Origin of the sequence: Citrobacter sp. wls714 (genome assembly GCF_005281025.1) — a bacterium.
In the GTDB taxonomy this organism is placed as follows: Bacteria; Pseudomonadota; Gammaproteobacteria; order Enterobacterales; family Enterobacteriaceae; genus Citrobacter; species Citrobacter werkmanii.
Genome location: NZ_SZWZ01000046.1, coordinates 1 through 17,253, shown reverse-complemented (window position 1 = coordinate 17,253; position 17,253 = coordinate 1). Strand labels below are relative to the sequence as shown.

15 protein-coding genes are annotated in these 17,253 nt (G+C 52.7%); 10 read left to right on the top strand and 5 right to left on the bottom strand.

The window, feature by feature from the left end; all coding sequences use genetic code 11:
* Nucleotides 1-24 precede the first annotated feature (24 nt).
* On the bottom strand, nucleotides 25-555 hold the full coding sequence (locus tag FDX11_RS10840; RefSeq protein WP_061381211.1) for a fimbrial protein: 531 nt from the start codon (nucleotides 553-555) through the stop codon (nucleotides 25-27).
* Between the two features lie 359 nt (nucleotides 556-914).
* Between FDX11_RS10840 and FDX11_RS10835 the strand changes: the two genes are divergently transcribed.
* From FDX11_RS10835 to FDX11_RS10810, 6 genes are all read left to right on the top strand, one after another.
* Complete coding sequence (locus FDX11_RS10835; protein ID WP_170975604.1) at nucleotides 915-1,577, top strand: winged helix-turn-helix transcriptional regulator; 663 nt, start codon at nucleotides 915-917, stop codon at nucleotides 1,575-1,577.
* Nucleotides 1,578-1,616: 39 nt separating this feature from the next.
* Nucleotides 1,617-2,267 (top strand): winged helix-turn-helix transcriptional regulator, encoded by a 651-nt coding sequence (locus FDX11_RS10830; protein WP_233639290.1) that lies wholly within the window; start codon nucleotides 1,617-1,619, stop codon nucleotides 2,265-2,267.
* Between the two features lie 324 nt (nucleotides 2,268-2,591).
* On the top strand, nucleotides 2,592-3,662 hold the full coding sequence (gene dhaK, locus FDX11_RS10825) for a dihydroxyacetone kinase subunit DhaK (protein ID WP_137397892.1): 1,071 nt from the start codon (nucleotides 2,592-2,594) through the stop codon (nucleotides 3,660-3,662).
* An 11-nt stretch (nucleotides 3,663-3,673) separates the two neighbouring features.
* Nucleotides 3,674-4,306: a dihydroxyacetone kinase subunit DhaL gene (gene dhaL / locus FDX11_RS10820; RefSeq protein ID WP_137397909.1), complete on the top strand. Its 633-nt coding sequence runs from the start codon at nucleotides 3,674-3,676 to the stop codon at nucleotides 4,304-4,306.
* 10 nt (nucleotides 4,307-4,316) lie between these two features.
* The gene (dhaM, locus tag FDX11_RS10815) at nucleotides 4,317-5,747 is read left to right on the top strand and encodes a dihydroxyacetone kinase phosphoryl donor subunit DhaM (RefSeq protein ID WP_137397891.1); all 1,431 of its coding nucleotides are present in this window, start codon (nucleotides 4,317-4,319) and stop codon (nucleotides 5,745-5,747) included.
* Between the two features lie 167 nt (nucleotides 5,748-5,914).
* Nucleotides 5,915-7,627 carry an alpha,alpha-trehalase gene (locus FDX11_RS10810; protein WP_137365402.1) on the top strand — a complete coding sequence of 571 codons (1,713 nt, stop codon included), beginning with the start codon at nucleotides 5,915-5,917 and terminating at the stop codon, nucleotides 7,625-7,627.
* 45 nt (nucleotides 7,628-7,672) lie between these two features.
* On the opposite strand, the gene FDX11_RS10805 is transcribed toward FDX11_RS10810, so the two are convergent.
* The gene (locus tag FDX11_RS10805; RefSeq protein WP_006684222.1) at nucleotides 7,673-7,927 is read right to left on the bottom strand and encodes a GlsB/YeaQ/YmgE family stress response membrane protein; all 255 of its coding nucleotides are present in this window, start codon (nucleotides 7,925-7,927) and stop codon (nucleotides 7,673-7,675) included.
* 197 nt (nucleotides 7,928-8,124) lie between these two features.
* Here FDX11_RS10805 and FDX11_RS10800 point away from each other — a divergent pair, with 197 nt between their 5' ends.
* Nucleotides 8,125-8,859, top strand: coding sequence for a flagellar brake protein (locus FDX11_RS10800; RefSeq protein ID WP_042307898.1), 735 nt, complete (start codon nucleotides 8,125-8,127; stop codon nucleotides 8,857-8,859).
* Between the two features lie 11 nt (nucleotides 8,860-8,870).
* Here the strand turns inward: FDX11_RS10800 and emtA are convergent, their stop codons facing one another.
* Entirely contained in the window at nucleotides 8,871-9,482 is a 612-nt protein-coding gene (emtA, locus tag FDX11_RS10795) for a membrane-bound lytic murein transglycosylase EmtA (RefSeq protein WP_042307896.1), read from the bottom strand.
* Nucleotides 9,483-9,580: 98 nt separating this feature from the next.
* Here emtA and ldcA point away from each other — a divergent pair, with 98 nt between their 5' ends.
* Both ldcA and FDX11_RS10785 read left to right on the top strand, forming a co-directional pair.
* Complete coding sequence (ldcA, locus tag FDX11_RS10790) at nucleotides 9,581-10,495, top strand: muramoyltetrapeptide carboxypeptidase (protein WP_137397890.1); 915 nt, start codon at nucleotides 9,581-9,583, stop codon at nucleotides 10,493-10,495.
* A 97-nt stretch (nucleotides 10,496-10,592) separates the two neighbouring features.
* Nucleotides 10,593-12,326, top strand: coding sequence for a potassium/proton antiporter (locus FDX11_RS10785; RefSeq protein ID WP_042307893.1), 1,734 nt, complete (start codon nucleotides 10,593-10,595; stop codon nucleotides 12,324-12,326).
* Between the two features lie 101 nt (nucleotides 12,327-12,427).
* Here the strand turns inward: FDX11_RS10785 and dadX are convergent, their stop codons facing one another.
* Nucleotides 12,428-13,498: a catabolic alanine racemase DadX gene (dadX, locus tag FDX11_RS10780; protein WP_061381204.1), complete on the bottom strand. Its 1,071-nt coding sequence runs from the start codon at nucleotides 13,496-13,498 to the stop codon at nucleotides 12,428-12,430.
* A gap of 12 nt (nucleotides 13,499-13,510) precedes the next feature.
* On the bottom strand, nucleotides 13,511-14,809 hold the full coding sequence (locus FDX11_RS10775) for a D-amino acid dehydrogenase (protein WP_061381203.1): 1,299 nt from the start codon (nucleotides 14,807-14,809) through the stop codon (nucleotides 13,511-13,513).
* 322 nt (nucleotides 14,810-15,131) lie between these two features.
* On the opposite strand from FDX11_RS10775, the gene FDX11_RS10770 reads away from it, so the two are divergent.
* On the top strand, nucleotides 15,132-16,664 hold the full coding sequence (locus tag FDX11_RS10770; RefSeq protein ID WP_006684212.1) for a SpoVR family protein: 1,533 nt from the start codon (nucleotides 15,132-15,134) through the stop codon (nucleotides 16,662-16,664).
* Nucleotides 16,665-17,253: the final 589 nt, after the last annotated feature.

Here is a 17,253-nt window from a genome sequence, read left to right as displayed (position 1 = left end):
GGCCCTTAAAACTGCACAGGTAAATCAGTTGTAGTTAACAGTGAAATTAGCCACCGCGTTAGCCGCGCCAGGAAGAACAGGCACAACGGTTGCCACATAGGCGGCATAGAAATCCAGATTATTATCCGCGGTACTGGATAACATGTAGGTATAACCGTTGTCCTGATTAAGTCCCAAGTTCATACTGTCTGCCGTCTTAAGACGTATTGCCACGCCGCTTGCCGCCCCGGAACCTTGAGTGATGGCCAACAAGCTACTGTCATTACCGTCATGTGCACCGTCAAATTTCACCTTTGCTGCGGCCACGCTGGCCGGGCAATCTTTCAGCCGTAGCGTAAACTTTGTGGTGGATGCTTCATCGCCAGTACTGGTGAATGCTGTTTTAGAAACACGTCCCAGGTCGACCATCAACGTATTGCTACTACCAATATCAACGGTACAGGCCGAATCGAGGATTTCACCATTAAAAATAACCGTACCATCATAGGCCATTACGTTTGAGGCCATGAGAATGGCCGCCGCAGACAACGTCTTCGCTATCACATTCTTTTTCATAATTGCTTTCCTTAACTTTTATTTATAGTGCTGCATCGTTATTTACCCTGATGCAAATAACGCCCCATGCTTTTTATTATTGCCATCACTTTGAAAGTACTGAGAGAAATAACAATTAACGCAAACTATTAAGGATTGCATTAGGCCTTCAGGCAAGGAAAACCGTTCCTTATTAGATGCTATTGCTCTTCTGCTTATGGGCAATTTTGATATAGATACACATATTTGCTCAAGTTATTTTTCGGTGTAATTTTACACCGAACGATGGATTCCATTATCTCCCTCTCATTACCATAATTATTAAAACCAACAACATCTTATATTGTTTTTAACAGCATATTCATTGAGGAGGGCGACTCATGCCTGAAACAAAAATAATCATTGAATCAAGCATGTATCATGCCTTACCGATAAAGCCGGTGGAGCACATAATAAATATCATTGAGAAGCTAAAGCCGAACGCCAACATTTGTGAAACAAAATACAGACAAATAATTAACTACAAAAGTAATAATTCTCATCAATGTTATTTGCTATTGAATGGCACGATTGCGATCTTCAGGCAACGCGACGGCTTTATGCTGAATTCTGAAGTCGCGCCATTTATCTTCGGGCTAAGCAATCAGCTTGCAGAATCGGAATATCTCTTTATGCGGAGTGAAGAGTGCTCAACCGTAGCGGTCATTCCTCTGGAAACAGCTAATGAGATTATTGCCGATGAGGACCTGTGGGAGAGTCTGTCCAGGTTACTCATTTATACGGCCGGGCGTGTTTATGACCATTGTACTCGCATTTCCGCCCCAACCTCTTACGATATTATTCGCTCACAACTTTATGAGTTGATTCGCGAATCTGACGAGTTTCGGCAACACATTACCGCCGCAAACTATATTCAGAGCCGCACGTTTCTGTCGCGCAGCAGTATCATGAAAATTCTGGCCGAATTAAAAAAAGGCGGCTATATCGTTACCGAGCGCGGCGTATTGAAACAAATACAGCAAAATATTCCCCTGAAGTATTAACGGTACGCTATGCTGCACAACGTAAACGAATGAAAATCTATGCGGGATAACCCCATCATGCCTTATGAATCGCCGATAAACCTGCTCAAACAACCCTCGCCCTATGCTCCGGAATTGTTACGACAATTGGCAGAAGAATGCGAGTTCAGGCGCTACCCCAAAGGTAGCCGCTTCGTATTTATCCAATCTGGAGAACATATGTGTCAGTTTATCCGCCAGGGTACGGTAAGTATTGAAAACCTGGAGAATAATCTGGCCTTAGGCATCGCTTCTGCGCCAGTGTCTCTCGGTTTCACCAGTGCATTATCAGAGAAACTATTGCTCCGCGCCCTTGAGGAATGTGAAGTTGCGACTGTCCCGCTGGAAACCGTTATGGCACGCATTGAAGCAAAACAGCTTTGGGAGCTCATGGCCCGGCATATGATCATCGTGACAAATAAACTGTTTATTCAAAATGAGATGGTAGCGGCCCCCACCACTTATGATGTGCTGTGCTATCAACTACAGGCTCTGGCCAAAGAATCAGACAACATTCGCCAGCAGATTGCCGCCTACCAGTACATTCTGGACAGGACGCACCTTTCACGTAGTAGTGTGATGAAAATGCTCGCAGCCTTAAAAAAAGGGGGATATATCGAACTTGAGCAAGGAAAACTGGTGGCGATCAACCACCTGCCTGCGCGGTTTTAACTTTCATCCTCCACTTTTCTGTTCGTTCACGCCCTTTATTCTGATGAAGCAGCCTATCGCCCCTTTCTGCGGCCCCTAAAACAAAAGGATGCCCAACGTCGCATTTTTGGCGAATTTCACGCCACATCGTTTCAATATGGAACGTATTGAGGTGGCATTGTTTCGTATTGAAACGCTAACTCACACAATTTTTTTTTGCATACCTGTGTGCAAAATTACCTTATCGGCAGCGAGCGGTCGCCGTAGCGTTGTACAAACCGATACCCTACATCAGATGGCTGCAGAATTTTGGCAGCATCCAGGACTGTCTGCGGAGCATAAATAATGAAAAAATTGATTAACCGTGTTGAAGACGTACTGAATGAACAACTCGCCGGACTGGCGAAAGCTTACCCTTCCCTGGCCTTGCATCAGGACCCGGTCTATGTCACTCGCGCAGATGCGCCGGTGATGGGCAAAGTGGCACTACTCTCCGGCGGCGGCAGCGGACATGAACCAATGCACTGCGGTTATATTGGGCAGGGCATGCTCGCCGGGGCCTGCCCGGGTGAAATTTTTACCTCACCTACGCCGGATAAAATGTTCGAATGCGCCATGCAAATTGACGGCGGTGAAGGCGTCCTGCTGATCATCAAGAATTACACCGGTGACATTCTTAACTTCGAAACCGCCACCGAGTTGCTGCACGACAGCGGTATAAAAGTCACGACCATGGTGGTGGATGACGACGTCGCGGTGAAAGACAGTCTGTATACCGCCGGTCGTCGTGGCGTGGCGAATACCGTATTGATAGAAAAACTGGTCGGCGCGGCCGCCGAACGCGGTGACTCGCTGGAAGCCTGTGCGGCACTCGGGCGTCAACTGAATAACCAAGGGCACTCCATTGGGATCGCCATTGGTGCCTGTACCGTTCCGGCCGCCGGGCAACCGTCGTTCACGCTGCAGGATAACGAAATGGAGTTTGGCGTGGGTATCCACGGAGAACCGGGCATTGACCGCCGAACCTTCACCTCTCTCGACCAAACCGTAGATGAAATGTTCAACACGCTGCTGGAAAACGGCAACTATAGCCGCACGCTGCGTCATTGGGACAACGTCCAGGGCGCATGGCAGGAAGGCAAAGAAAGCAAACGGGCGTTGCAAAGCGGCGATCGCGTCATTGCGCTGGTCAATAATCTCGGTGCAACGCCGTTGTCAGAACTCTTCGGCGTGTATAACCGCCTCGAAAGCCGTTGCCAGGATGCGGGGATCGTCATTGAGCGCAACCTGATCGGTTCTTACTGCACCTCTCTGGATATGACCGGCTTTTCAATCACCCTGTTACAGGTGGATGACGAAACGCTGAATTTATGGGATGCACCGGTTCACACCCCTGCTCTCAACTGGGGTAAATAAGGAGATTCATGATGTCCCTCACCAGAACGCAAATTGTTAACTGGCTCTACCACTGCGGCGAAATATTCACTACCGAAAGTGATTTTCTCACCGGACTGGACCGGGAAATCGGCGATGCCGACCACGGTCTGAATATGCACCGTGGCTTTAGTAAAGTGGTCGAAAAACTGCCGTCCATCGCCGATAAAGACATCGGTTTTATTTTAAAAAATACCGGCATGGTATTGCTCTCAAGCGTTGGCGGAGCCAGCGGCCCGCTGTTCGGTACCTTTTTCATCCGCGCCGCCCAGGTCACTCAAGCCCACCAGAGCCTGACGCTGGACGAGTTGTATCAAATGATCCGCGATGGCGCAGAAGGCGTCATTAGCCGTGGTAAAGCGGAGCCTGGCGACAAAACCATGTGCGACGTTTGGCTGCCGGTAGTCGACTCTTTACGTCAGTCCTGCGAGCAAAAGTTAAGCGTACAGGCAGCGCTGGAAGCTGCAAGCCAACAAGCGGAAGCTGCGGCGCAAAGCACCATCACCATGCAGGCACGCAAAGGCCGCGCCAGCTACCTTGGTGAACGCAGCATTGGCCATCAGGATCCTGGCGCAACGTCCGTCATGTTTATGATGCAAATGCTGGCTCAGGCGTCCAGAGAGTAAGGATAAAGCGATGGTAAACCTGGTTATTGTGTCTCACAGCGCCCAACTGGGCGAAGGCGTCGGCGCGTTAGCCCGACAAATGTTAATGGGCGATGGCTGCAAACTCGCTATTGCCGCAGGCATTGACGATCCCGAGAATCCGATTGGCACCGATCCTATTAAGGTGATGGAAGCCATCGAGTCCGTGGCTGATACGGATCACGTGTTAGTGATGATGGATATCGGCAGCGCGTTACTGAGTGCGGAAACCGCCCTTGAGCTGCTTGACCCTAGTATCGCCGCGAAAGTCCGTCTGTGCGCCGCCCCGCTGGTTGAAGGCACGCTGGCCGCGACGGTTAGCGCCGCTGCGGGTGCCGATATCGAGCGGGTCATCCGTGATGCCATGAACGCCCTCGACGCCAAATGTGAGCAACTGGGTTTACCTTCGCCCTCGGCAGCAAAGTCCACTTCTGCTGAACACTCCCCCGACACAGATGCCCGTTCGATTGCCATTGTGGTGAAAAACCCCAACGGCATCCACGTTCGTCCGGCCTCGCGACTGGTATCTACGCTGTCTGGCTTTAATGCCGAGATGTGGCTGGAGAAAAACGGCAAGTGCGTCGTCCCTGATAGCCTCAATCAGATAGCCTTACTGCAGGTGCGTTGTAACGACACGCTGCGCCTGATTGCCAAAGGAGAACAGGCAGAAGATGCGCTGGCCGCATTCAAACAGCTGGCGGCAGAGAATTTTGGCGAATCGCTTGAGCCAACGCAGGCGAAAAACGCGGCGCCTAAGGTCCCGTCACGAGCGACGGGGACGGTATTTTGTTACGCGCCATTCTCACACGAAATAAGCCAGCAGCCTGCTGCATCATTGCAGACTGAGCAGCAGCGATTACAGGCCGCCATCCAGAGCACGCTGAACGATTTAAGCGAGCTAACCGCGCTTGCTGAAGAGAAGTATTCCGCCGATATCGCCGCGATCTTCTCCGGTCACCACACGCTGTTGGACGATCCTGAGCTGTTCGATATGGCCTGCGACGTAATGCGTGAAAAGCAGTGTAGCGCCGCCTGGGCCTGGCAGCAGGTGCTGAGCGAACTCAGCCAGCAGTATTTACAGCTCGATGATCCCTACTTACAAGCACGATACATCGACATTGAAGATTTACTGTCTCGTTCGCTGCAGCATTTGACTGGAGTGACGGCGCAAATCCCGACGTTCACCCGCCCGACAATCCTGGTCGCTGACGTCATTTATCCGTCTACGGTATTGCAACTCGATCCGCTGACCATCAAAGGGATCTGCCTGCGTGCCGGTAGCGAGGCTTCTCACCCGGCGATTATCGCCCATGAAATGGGACTTTGCTGGATGTGTCAGCAAGGGGAGACACTCGATAGCATAAAGATGGGAGATACCCTCACTCTTGACTGCGTGGCACATCGGATAAACCATACAGGTTAATGTCATCAGCACACCCTTCTCGACAGGGTGTGCATCTTCTGCGTTCGTAGGGAAATGTCTGTTTATTCGCAAAATGGGGAGCCGATCACGCGCAACGGTCGATCCTGAACTAAGGTTTTCTCATGGTAAATGCCGCTGCTTCGGCACGCCGCTAAGGAGATTAACCGATGATAACACCAGAAATTCGCCATCCCGGCCTGCTTTCTGTCGCGATAAAACTGACGCTTGCCAGTACCCTTTTTGCCTTTACCTCTTTTACCGTCAATGCGGAGGACGCGCCAGCAACGACACCGCAACCGCCTGATATTCTGCTTGGCCCTTTGTTTAACGATGTACAAACGGCCAAACTTTTCCCTGACCAGAAAACCTTTGCTGACGCGGTTCCCAATAGTGATCCGTTAATGATCCTCGCCGATTATCGAATGCAAAAGAATCAATCTGGATTCGATTTACGTCATTTTGTCGGGGTGAATTTTACCTTACCGAAAGAAGGTGAGAAATACGTCCCCCCTGCCGGGCAATCGCTGCGCGAGCATATTGATGGGCTGTGGCCAGTGCTAACCCGCTCGACAACCGACGCTGAAAAATGGGACTCGCTGCTGCCGCTCCCGGAGCCATATGTGGTACCAGGCGGACGTTTTCGCGAAATTTATTATTGGGACAGCTATTTCACCATGCTGGGGCTTGCCGAAAGTAATCACTGGGACAAGGTTTCCGACATGGTGGCAAACTTCGCTTACGAGATTGATGCCTGGGGACACATTCCAAACGGCAACCGCACCTATTATCTGAGCCGTTCTCAACCGCCGTTCTTTGCTTTTATGGTTGAACTGCTGGCGCAGCACGACGGGGATGATGCGCTGAAAAAATACCTTCCACAAATGCTCAAAGAGTACACCTACTGGATGGAAGGCGTCGAAACGCTCCAGCCCGGTCAGCAAAATAAGCGCGTCGTTAAGCTGGATGACGGCACCATTTTGAACCGCTACTGGGATGACCGCGATACGCCGAGGCCAGAGTCATGGGTGGAGGATATCGCCACCGCCAAAAGTAACCCGAACCGCCCGGCTACCGAAATCTACCGCGACCTGCGTTCCGCCGCCGCATCTGGCTGGGATTTTAGCTCCCGCTGGATGGATAACCCCAACCAGCTAGGCACCTTGCGTACCACCAGCATCGTGCCGGTCGATCTCAATGCGCTGATGTACAAAATGGAAAAAATGATCGCCCTCGCCAGTAAAGCCGCCGGCGATGATGCCAAAGCCGCGCAGTACGAAGGCTTCGCCAATGCCCGGCAAAAAGGGATCGAAAAGCACCTGTGGAACGACAAAGAGGGTTGGTATGCCGACTACGATCTGAAGAGCCATAAAGTACGTAATCAGCTTACTGCCGCCGCCCTGTTCCCGCTGTACGTTAATGCGGCGGCAAAAGATCGCGCCAGTAAGGTCGCCGCGGCAACCCAGGCGCATCTACTGCAGCCCGGCGGCCTTGCTACCACCTCGGTGAAAAGCGGCCAGCAATGGGATGCGCCAAACGGTTGGGCCCCGCTCCAGTGGGTCGCAGCATCCGGGTTGCAGAATTACGGTCAGGATAACGTCGCCATGGACGTCACCTGGAGATTTCTCACCAACGTGCAGCACACTTACGATCGAGAAAAAAAGCTGGTTGAAAAGTATGACGTGAGCACCACAGGCACTGGCGGTGGCGGCGGTGAATATCCGTTGCAGGATGGGTTCGGCTGGACCAACGGCGTTACCCTAAAAATGCTCGACCTGATTTGCGCCAAAGAAAAACCGTGTGACAGCGTCCCCGCATCGCGTCCAGCCCCGGCTGGGACAGCATCAACTGAGCTTCAAAAGCAGACACAACCGACGCCATAACGAACTTTCAATTACAAAGAAACGGCCCCCGCAGGGGCCGTTCAGTTAATCTCGTCGCACAAGCCGGAAAACACCCAACACAACAATCGCGCCGACTACGGCCACCAGGAAGCTGTGGAGATTAAATCCGCTGACATCACCGCCGATACCAAACATCGTTGCCAGCCATCCGCCGACCACAGCACCGACGATACCGAGGATACAGGTCAGGATAAAACCGCCGCCATCGCGCCCCGGCATAATCAGTTTGGCGATAACACCCGCAATCAGACCAAAAACAATCCAGGCAATAATTCCCATTTTCAGGCCCTCTTTCCAGTGAATGTGCGCTCGTTATTCCCGCGCCAGTGCATTAAGTATAGGCAAGCTGTTGGATGACGCTTTTACGCGCAGACTTAATTCATTGGCTTTAGTAAAAAATTCATCCATTTGTCTTAAGTTCTGTCGTTTGATGCCGATAATCCAACGATAAACCCGGCATCCAGGAGTCATTAGGTGTGAGTATCTACAATGAGCAGTTCCTGAAGCAAAATCCGTTAGCGGTGTTAGGCGTACTCAGGGACTTAAATTCGCAGCAGGTTCCACTGCGTATCTCCTGGTCTGGTGGCCAGTTCATCAGCAAAATACTGGCAGTCAGCCCGGACGAACTGGTCATGGACTTTGGCAGTCAGGAATATGAAAACCAGGCCGTGCAGCGGGCCAGCCAGATCTCAGTTATCGCCGAAACGCAGGGTGCCAAAGTGGAATTCACCCTGCCACAGCTTAAAAAAGGCGAGTATCAGCGGCTACCGGCATTTATCTCAACGCTGCCGCCTTCACTGTGGTTTATTCAGCGCCGGGAATATTTCCGTATCGGTGCGCCGCTGCACCCCCCCTATCGCTGCGCGGCAAAGATGCCGGATAACAGCATTCTGCATTTTCGCCTGTTCGATTTGTCTCTCGGCGGCATGGGTGGACTGTTAGAAACGGCAAAACCAGAGGGACTGGTAGAAGGCATGCGCTTCTCACACGTTGAACTGAACATGGCGCAATGGGGGGTGTACCACGTTGACGCCCAGCTCATTTCTATTAGCGAACGCAAAGTTATCGACAGCAAAAACGAAACCATTACCACTCCCCGCCTGAGCTTTCGTTTTCTCAACGTCGGCCCGGCGGTGGAGCGGAACTTACAGCGGATTATTTTTTCCCTTGAGCGCGAAGCCCGGGAAAAAGCAAACAAGGTGCGCGATTAACATCACCTGAATTACATCGCATCCAGCGCTTGTTGAAGCTTCCAGATATAGCGCGGGGCCTGCGGCGCCGGATGATTATCAGCCACATAATCGATAAATTCATCCGGACTGAGATCGTTGATCTTATTGATCGCTTTTTTCCTGTCGGAGGAGAACGTTCGCAGTAGCGCGCCCGCCCCGTTGGCGTACGACACCACCACCGCATATTGCATCACCTGCGGATCTTCAATTCCGGCCAGCGGTCCGGTTTCAAGAATACTCAGGTAGGCGGCGCCCATCGAAATATTACGCTCAGGATTTTTCAGCTCGCTGGTCGACGGCTCTCCGCTCCATCCCATACGACGATAAACATCACGCCCTGACGTAGACGCTTTTAGCTGCATCAGACCAATCGCATTCGATTTACTGACCGCATTCGGATTTCCGCCAGATTCAATGGCGATGATAGCGGTAATCAATTGTGGGCTGACACCCCAGGCCGCACCGGCTTTTTCACTGATCGGCATCCATTGCATTGCGCGTTTGACCGGAACTTCAGCATTCCATGGCGGATTTTTGTAATCCTGTTTTGAACTACAGCCCGCAAGTAATACAACCAAAAAAGCAAACCATCTCAATTTCACGTCATCTATCCTTATAGCCGGAACCTGTCGCTGAGGTGACAACGACATACCTACGCGGCATGATATACATTTGGTTTTAGTTGTAGCAAGGAAATGCCATGTCCCGGTTTCACTTAATTGCCCCTTCGGGCTACTGTATCAACCAGCAGGCTGCGTTACGTGGGCTTGCGCGGCTTACTGAGGCCGGTCATCAGGTCGACAATTCGGCTGTCATTACGCGCCGCTGCCAGCGTTTTGCTGGCACCGAAGCAGAGCGTCTGGCTGATGTGAACTCGCTCGTAAATCTGCAAACGCCCGATACCATTGTCATGGCGGTACGCGGAGGCTATGGCGCCAGCCGTTTACTGGAAGGTATCGACTGGCAGGGGCTGGCTGCCCGTCAGCAGCAAAACCCGCTGTTGCTCAGCGGGCACAGCGATTTTACGGCGATTCAGTGCGGTTTGCTGGCGCAAGGGAATGTGATTACCTTCAGCGGCCCAATGCTGGCGGCTAACTTCGGGGCCGAGGAGATGAACACGTTTACCGAGTACCATTTCTGGCAGGCTTTGCGTCATCCCCAATTTACCCTCGAATGGCAGAGTAACGGCCCGGCATGTACGACCGAAGGTACGCTATGGGGCGGAAATCTGGCGATGATCATTTCGCTGATGGGCACGCCGTGGATGCCCGCTATCGAAAACGGTGTGTTGGTGCTGGAAGACATTAATGAGCACCCATTCCGTATTGAACGCATGCTGCTGCAACTATACCACGCGGGAATTCTGGCGCGGCAGAACGCCATCATTCTTGGCAGTTTTAGCGGCAGTGCGCCCAATGACTATGACGACGGTTACAGCCTTGATTCGGTTTGCGCTTTTCTCCGCGCCAGATTGTCAGTTCCGTTAATCAGCGGTCTCGATTTTGGTCATGAACAGCGCACCGTCACCCTGCCTTTGGGGGCGAATGCGATGCTGAAAAACGATAAAAATGGCGCTCAGCTCACCATAAATGGTCATCCGGTACTTAAATCGTAAAAAAAGCCACTAACAGGGCTAAGTAAAACGCTGTTTCTGTCGTTATTATGTTAGGGTTTGTTAATACGAAACAGCGTAATTCAGGAGTAAACGAACGTTGGATGCCGCAGCAATTATTAGCCTTTTTATTTTGGGTTCCGTTCTCGTCACCTGCAGTATCTTACTCAGTTCATTCTCATCACGTCTTGGCATCCCTATTCTGGTGATATTTCTCGCTATCGGGATGTTAGCCGGTGTGGACGGTGTCGGCGGTATTCCTTTTGACAACTACCCTTTTGCCTACATGGTGAGTAACCTGGCGCTGGCGGTTATCCTGCTCGACGGCGGCATGCGTACCCAGGCCAGCTCTTTTCGCGTCGCGCTGGGTCCGGCACTATCGCTGGCGACCGTCGGGGTACTGATTACCTCCGGACTTACCGGCATGATGGCCGCATGGTTGTTTAATCTGGATCTCATTGAGGGACTATTGATTGGCGCGATAGTCGGTTCCACCGACGCGGCGGCGGTCTTTTCCCTGCTTGGCGGTAAGGGGCTTAACGAACGTGTTGGCTCCACACTGGAAATTGAATCCGGGAGTAATGACCCGATGGCGGTGTTTTTGACTATCACGCTTATCGCCATGATCCAAAACCACGAGACCGGTTTAAGCTGGATGTTCGCGGTGCATATTCTCCAACAGTTTGGCTTAGGGATTGTGCTGGGACTCGGCGGCGGCTACCTGCTGCAGCAAATGATTAACCGCATTTCGTTGCCTGCCGGGCTGTATCCGTTACTGGCCTTAAGCGGCGGGATCCTCATTTTTGCTCTGACTACCGCGCTGGAAGGCAGCGGTATTCTGGCGGTTTATCTGTGCGGTTTCCTGCTGGGTAATCGCCCGATCCGCAACCGATTTGGTATTCTGCAAAACTTCGATGGCCTGGCCTGGCTGGCGCAAATCGCCATGTTCCTGGTGCTGGGGCTACTGGTCACACCGTCCGACCTGCTGCCTATCGCGATTCCGGCGCTGATTTTGTCCGCGTGGATGATTTTCGTGGCACGTCCGCTGTCGGTCTTCGCCGGACTGCTGCCGTTCCGTGGCTTCAATCTGCGCGAGCGTATTTTTATCAGTTGGGTGGGCTTGCGCGGGGCGGTGCCGATCATCCTTGCCGTCTTCCCGATGATGGCGGGCCTGGAGAATGCGCGTCTGTTCTTTAATGTGGCCTTCTTCGTGGTTCTGATCTCCCTGCTGTTTCAGGGAACGTCGCTTTCCTGGGCGGCTAAAAAGGCCAAAGTGGTGGTTCCGCCGGTCGGCTGGCCCGTTTCACGTATTGGTCTGGATATTCACCCGGATAACCCTTGGGAGCAGTTTGTTTATCAGCTCAGCGCGGATAAGTGGTGTGTGGGAGCAGCATTGCGCGATCTGCATATGCCGGAAGAAACGCGAATTGCCGCCCTGTTTCGTGACAATGTATTGTTTCATCCGTCGGGCAGCACGCGCCTGCGTGAAGGCGACGTGTTGTGCGTCATTGGTCGCGAGCGCGATCTCCCCGCTCTCGGCAAGCTATTCAGCCAGTCGCCGCCGGTATCGTTAGACCAGCGCTTCTTTGGGGATTTTATTCTCGAAGCCAGCGCAAAATATGCCGACGTGGCGCTGATATATGGCCTCGACGATGGCACAGAGTATCGCGATAAACAGCAAACGCTGGGTGAAATTGTTCAGCACCTGTTAGGCGCCGCGCCGGTCGTCGGTGACCAGGTGGAATTTGCTGGCATGATCTGGACGGTGGCCGAGAAAGAAGATAATGCGGTGCTGAAGGTTGGTGTTCGCGTTGCTGAAGATGAGGATGAGTAGCGTAGCTGTTTTTGCCGGGTGGAAGCTGCGCCTACCCGGCATACAAAATACACTGCTCCTCCAGGCCTGAAAGCTGCGCGCCATCAGGCAATTTTATAAAGTTACACCGTCACAACCGGTACGCGCAGCGCCAGCGAACACATCAGCTCGTAGCCCACCGTACCCGCAGCAGCGGCCACATCGTCAATTTTAATCTCTTTGCCCCACAGCTCTACCGGCGTGCCGATCCCCGCCTGAGGACATGGCGTCAGATCAACCGCCAGCATATCCATTGAGACCGTTCCGACCGTTTTGGTGCGCACGCCGTCCACCAGCACTGGTGTGCCGCTCGGCGCATGGCGCGGATAACCATCTGCATACCCGGTCGCCACAATGCCGATGCGTTGCTCTCCACTGGCGGTGTAACGCCCACCGTAACCGACCCGATCGCCGGCTTTCAGCGTTTGTATGCCTATAATTTCGCTGCTTAACGTCATCACAGGTTTGAGACCTGTATTCGCGATGTCTCGCCACTGTCCAGACGGCGATGCACCGTACAAGATGATGCCAGGGCGAACCCAGTCATAATGCGCTTCAGGATGCCACAGCGTGGCAGCTGAATTGGACAGTGATCGTCTGCACTCCAGCCCTTCTGTCGCCTGCGCAATACGCGTCATTGCTTCCTGAATGCCATCCGTGTGTTCTGCATCCGCGAAGTGCGACATCAGCGTCATTTCACCGACGTTGGGCATTGCCCGCAGCTGTTGCCAGACCGTGGAAACTCTGTCCGGTAAGAAACCCAGACGGTTCATGCCACTGTTCACCTTCAGATAAACATCGAGCGGTGCATTCAGACGCGCATTCTGCAATGCTTTAAGCTGCCAGTTACTATGCACACACGTTGTCAGACGATATTTGTCATATACCGTCAGGTCGTCGGCGTGGAAAAAACCCTCCAGCATTAATATCGGGCCTTTCCATCCCCGCTCGCGCAGGGTTATCGCCTCTTCAAGATTGAGCATGGCAAAACCGTCGGTTGTGCCCAGCGCATTCCATACTCGTTCAATGCCGTGTCCGTAGGCATTGGCTTTCACTACCGACCAGACGCGGGCATCCGGTGCGGCCTGGCGCGTAATGGCCAGATTTTGTTTCAACGCCTGCAGGTCAATGCTGGCCAGTATCGGGCGGGTCATCTCTCGTCCTTATCAGTTATGTACGCCGTGTAAATGCCGTGGACGAGAGGGGGTAAACCCCGGACTGTAACGCGCCACGCTCAAATCGTCGTAAGGAATGGCTGGGGTACGGCCAGACAAAATATCGCTCAGCAACTGGCCGGATCCACAGGCCATGGTCCAGCCCAGCGTGCCATGACCGGTATTGAGTAGCAGATTCTTAAAGCGGGTTCGTCCCACGACCGGCGTACCGTCCGGGGTCATCGGGCGCAGTCCGGTCCAGAATGTGGCCTGTTCCACATGACCGCCGCGCGGGAAAAGATCGCGTACGACCATCTCCAGCGTTTCGCGGCGTGGCTGCAGCAATTCGGTATTGAAGCCAACAATCTCCGCCATGCCGCCAACGCGAATGCGGTTATCAAAGCGAGTAATGGCGATCTTGTAAGTTTCATCAAGGATAGTAGAAACCGGTGCCCCGTCATCCTGCGCCACTGGAATGGTCAAGGAATAACCTTTCAGCGGATAGACCGGAATATCCACGATCCCTTTGAGCATCGCCGTGGAGTAAGAGCCAAACGCCATCACATAAGCATCGGCTTTAATGATTTCCTCGCCACACTGCACGCCATATATTTGCTCACCTTCGCTGAGCAGCTTATCAACTGGGGTGTTAAAGCGGAACGTAACGCCCGCTTGCTCGGCCATCTGCGCCAGGCGCTGGGTAAACAGTTGGCAGTCACCGGTTTCGTCGTTCGGTAAACGCAGACCGCCGGTCAGCTTGTGCGCGACTTCTGCCAGTGCCGGTTCGACTTCAGCCAGGCGGTTTGCTTCCAGCAACTGATATGGCACGCCCGCGTCTTCGAGCACGGCGATATCGCGGGTGGCGTTCTCATACTGTTGAGCCGTACGGAACAGCTGTAACGTTCCGCCCTGACGTCCTTCATACTCAATGCCGGTAGAAGCGCGCAGCGCTTTCAGACAATCACGGCTGTATTCCGCCAGCCGCACCATGCGTCCTTTGTTTTCCATGTAGTGGCTGGTGTCGCAGTTGCGCAGCATTTGCCACATCCATTTCAACTGGAACTGGGTCCCGTCGAGACGGACGGCCAGCGGGGCATGGCGCTGAAACATCCATTTAATTGCTTTAAGCGGTACGCCTGGCGCCGCCCATGGTGCTGCATAACCTGGCGAGATTTGTCCGGCATTTGCCGCACTGGTTTCCAGTGCCGGACCGGGCTCACGATCAATGACGGTGACATCGTGTCCAGCCTGACTTAAGTACCAGGCGCTGGTCACGCCAACGACACCACTTCCCAGTATGACAACTCGCATAGCCACTCCGTTAACAGTAAAAGAACAATCATCTAATTACATCTTGATAACTCAGTTGAAAATATTATTCAACATATGGCTTTTTTATGGTGACTTATCTCACATATAGCGGTGATTGCAGGGAGCTCCCTGCTTTGGAATCTCATGCTGTGCGTTATTTTTATCCAGCATAAAATTTTGCGGACATGCCTTTTTTCCACGCCTCGCTATCGTGAAATCGCAAAGAAAAAATTTCTGCCGCAGCACGTTTTTTAACACCATGATCTATGCTTGAAATGAGGTACTCCAGACAGAGAGTGCCGCCAACAATGAGGGTGCGCGAATGGCTACGATTGATTCCATGAACAAGGACAGCACACGGTTAAGCGATGGACCCGACTGGACGTTTGATCTGCTGGATGTCTATCTGGCGGAAATAGACCGCGTGGCGAAACTCTATAGACTGGATACCTACCCGCACCAAATCGAGGTGATCACCTCCGAACAGATGATGGATGCCTACTCCAGCGTCGGGATGCCAATCAACTATCCGCACTGGTCGTTTGGTAAGAAGTTTATTGAAACCGAGCGCTTGTATAAGCATGGTCAGCAGGGACTGGCCTATGAAATCGTCATTAACTCCAATCCATGTATCGCGTATCTGATGGAAGAGAACACTATCACCATGCAGGCGCTGGTGATGGCGCATGCCTGCTACGGACATAACTCTTTCTTCAAAAATAACTACCTGTTCCGTAGCTGGACGGATGCCAGTTCCATTGTCGACTATCTGATCTTCGCGCGAAACTACATTACCCAGTGTGAAGAGCGTTACGGTGTAGATGAAGTCGAAAAGCTCCTCGACTCCTGTCATGCGCTGATGAACTACGGTGTGGACCGTTACAAACGACCACAAAAAATCTCGCTACAGGAAGAGAAAGCCCGGCAGAAAAGCCGTGAAGAGTATCTGCAAAGCCAGGTGAATATGCTGTGGCGCACGCTGCCGAAGAAAGAGGAAGAGAAAACCATTTCCGAAGCGCGGCGATATCCTTCCGAGCCGCAAGAAAACCTGCTGTATTTTATGGAGAAAAACGCGCCACTACTGGAGTCCTGGCAGCGTGAGGTGTTACGCATCGTGCGCAAGGTCAGCCAGTATTTTTATCCGCAGAAACAAACGCAGGTGATGAACGAAGGCTGGGCCACCTTCTGGCATTACACCATCCTGAACCACCTTTATGATGAAGGTAAAGTTACCGAACGTTTTATGCTGGAGTTTCTGCATAGCCACACCAACGTGGTATTCCAGCCGCCGTACAATAGCCCGTGGTATAGCGGGATAAACCCTTACGCGCTGGGTTTTGCGATGTTCCAGGATATCAAGCGTATCTGTCAGTCCCCCACCGAAGAAGACAGATACTGGTTCCCGGATATTGCCGGTTCCGACTGGCTGGAAACCCTGCATTTCGCGATGCGCGATTTTAAAGATGAGAGCTTTATCAGTCAGTTCCTGTCACCAAAAGTGATGCGCGATTTCCGCCTGTTCACCGTGCTGGATGACGATCGCCACAATTACCTGGAGATTTCCGCTATCCATAATGAGGAAGGATATCGTGAAATTCGTAGCCGACTGTCGTCGCAATATAACCTCAGCAATCTGGAGCCGAATATTCAAATCTGGAATGTTGATCTGCGTGGCGACCGGTCACTCACCTTGCGTTATATTCCGCATAACCGCGCCCCGCTGGATAAAGGCCGCAAAGAGGTGCTGAAACATGTGCACCGGTTATGGGGTTTTGACGTGATGCTGGAGCAGCAGAATGAAGATGGCAGCGTGGAGCTGCTGGAGCGTTGCCCGCCGAGGATGAACGGTCTGTAAAAACAAAACCCCTCGAATGAGGCAATACCGTTCAGTTAAGAATGTATGGTGAACATGTGATTCTTGATCAGGGTTCCGTTCACCGCAGCCGTATCACTTCTCTAAAGCACTGATACCCGTGAACGTGCAAGGGAGGCTCACCGCCGCCTCCCTTGCATCCCAGGCTCCCGGCGGGAAAATCGTCTCTTCGCGAGCCTATTCGTCTTATTCCGTCTGCCTGTCGGGTCGGGGCCGAGCCTGCGTCCATGCAGGCCGTCCCCTCTGCCCGCATCCCTGCGGGCAACCCCGGTCAGCCGTCAACGCCTCATCGATTTTCAGCCGGACCGGAGTCATCGCTTCAATGCTCTGACTTCCAGTTAAATCTGTTTTGCTGTTCAGACCAAAAACGCAGATGGTGAGGTGTGGGCTGGTCCGGCTGAAAATTGCCGACGTGTTTCCGTAAGGCCGGGAGAGCCAGCATGGATGCTGGCTCAGGGCGCGCTTTGCAGGGATGCTACCTCGCGCCCGGCCCGATAGCCTGGAGGAATAAGCGGAGGGAATTGCGCAGCAACAATTTTCCTGCCGGGAGCCGGGATTGTAAAGGGCGTGG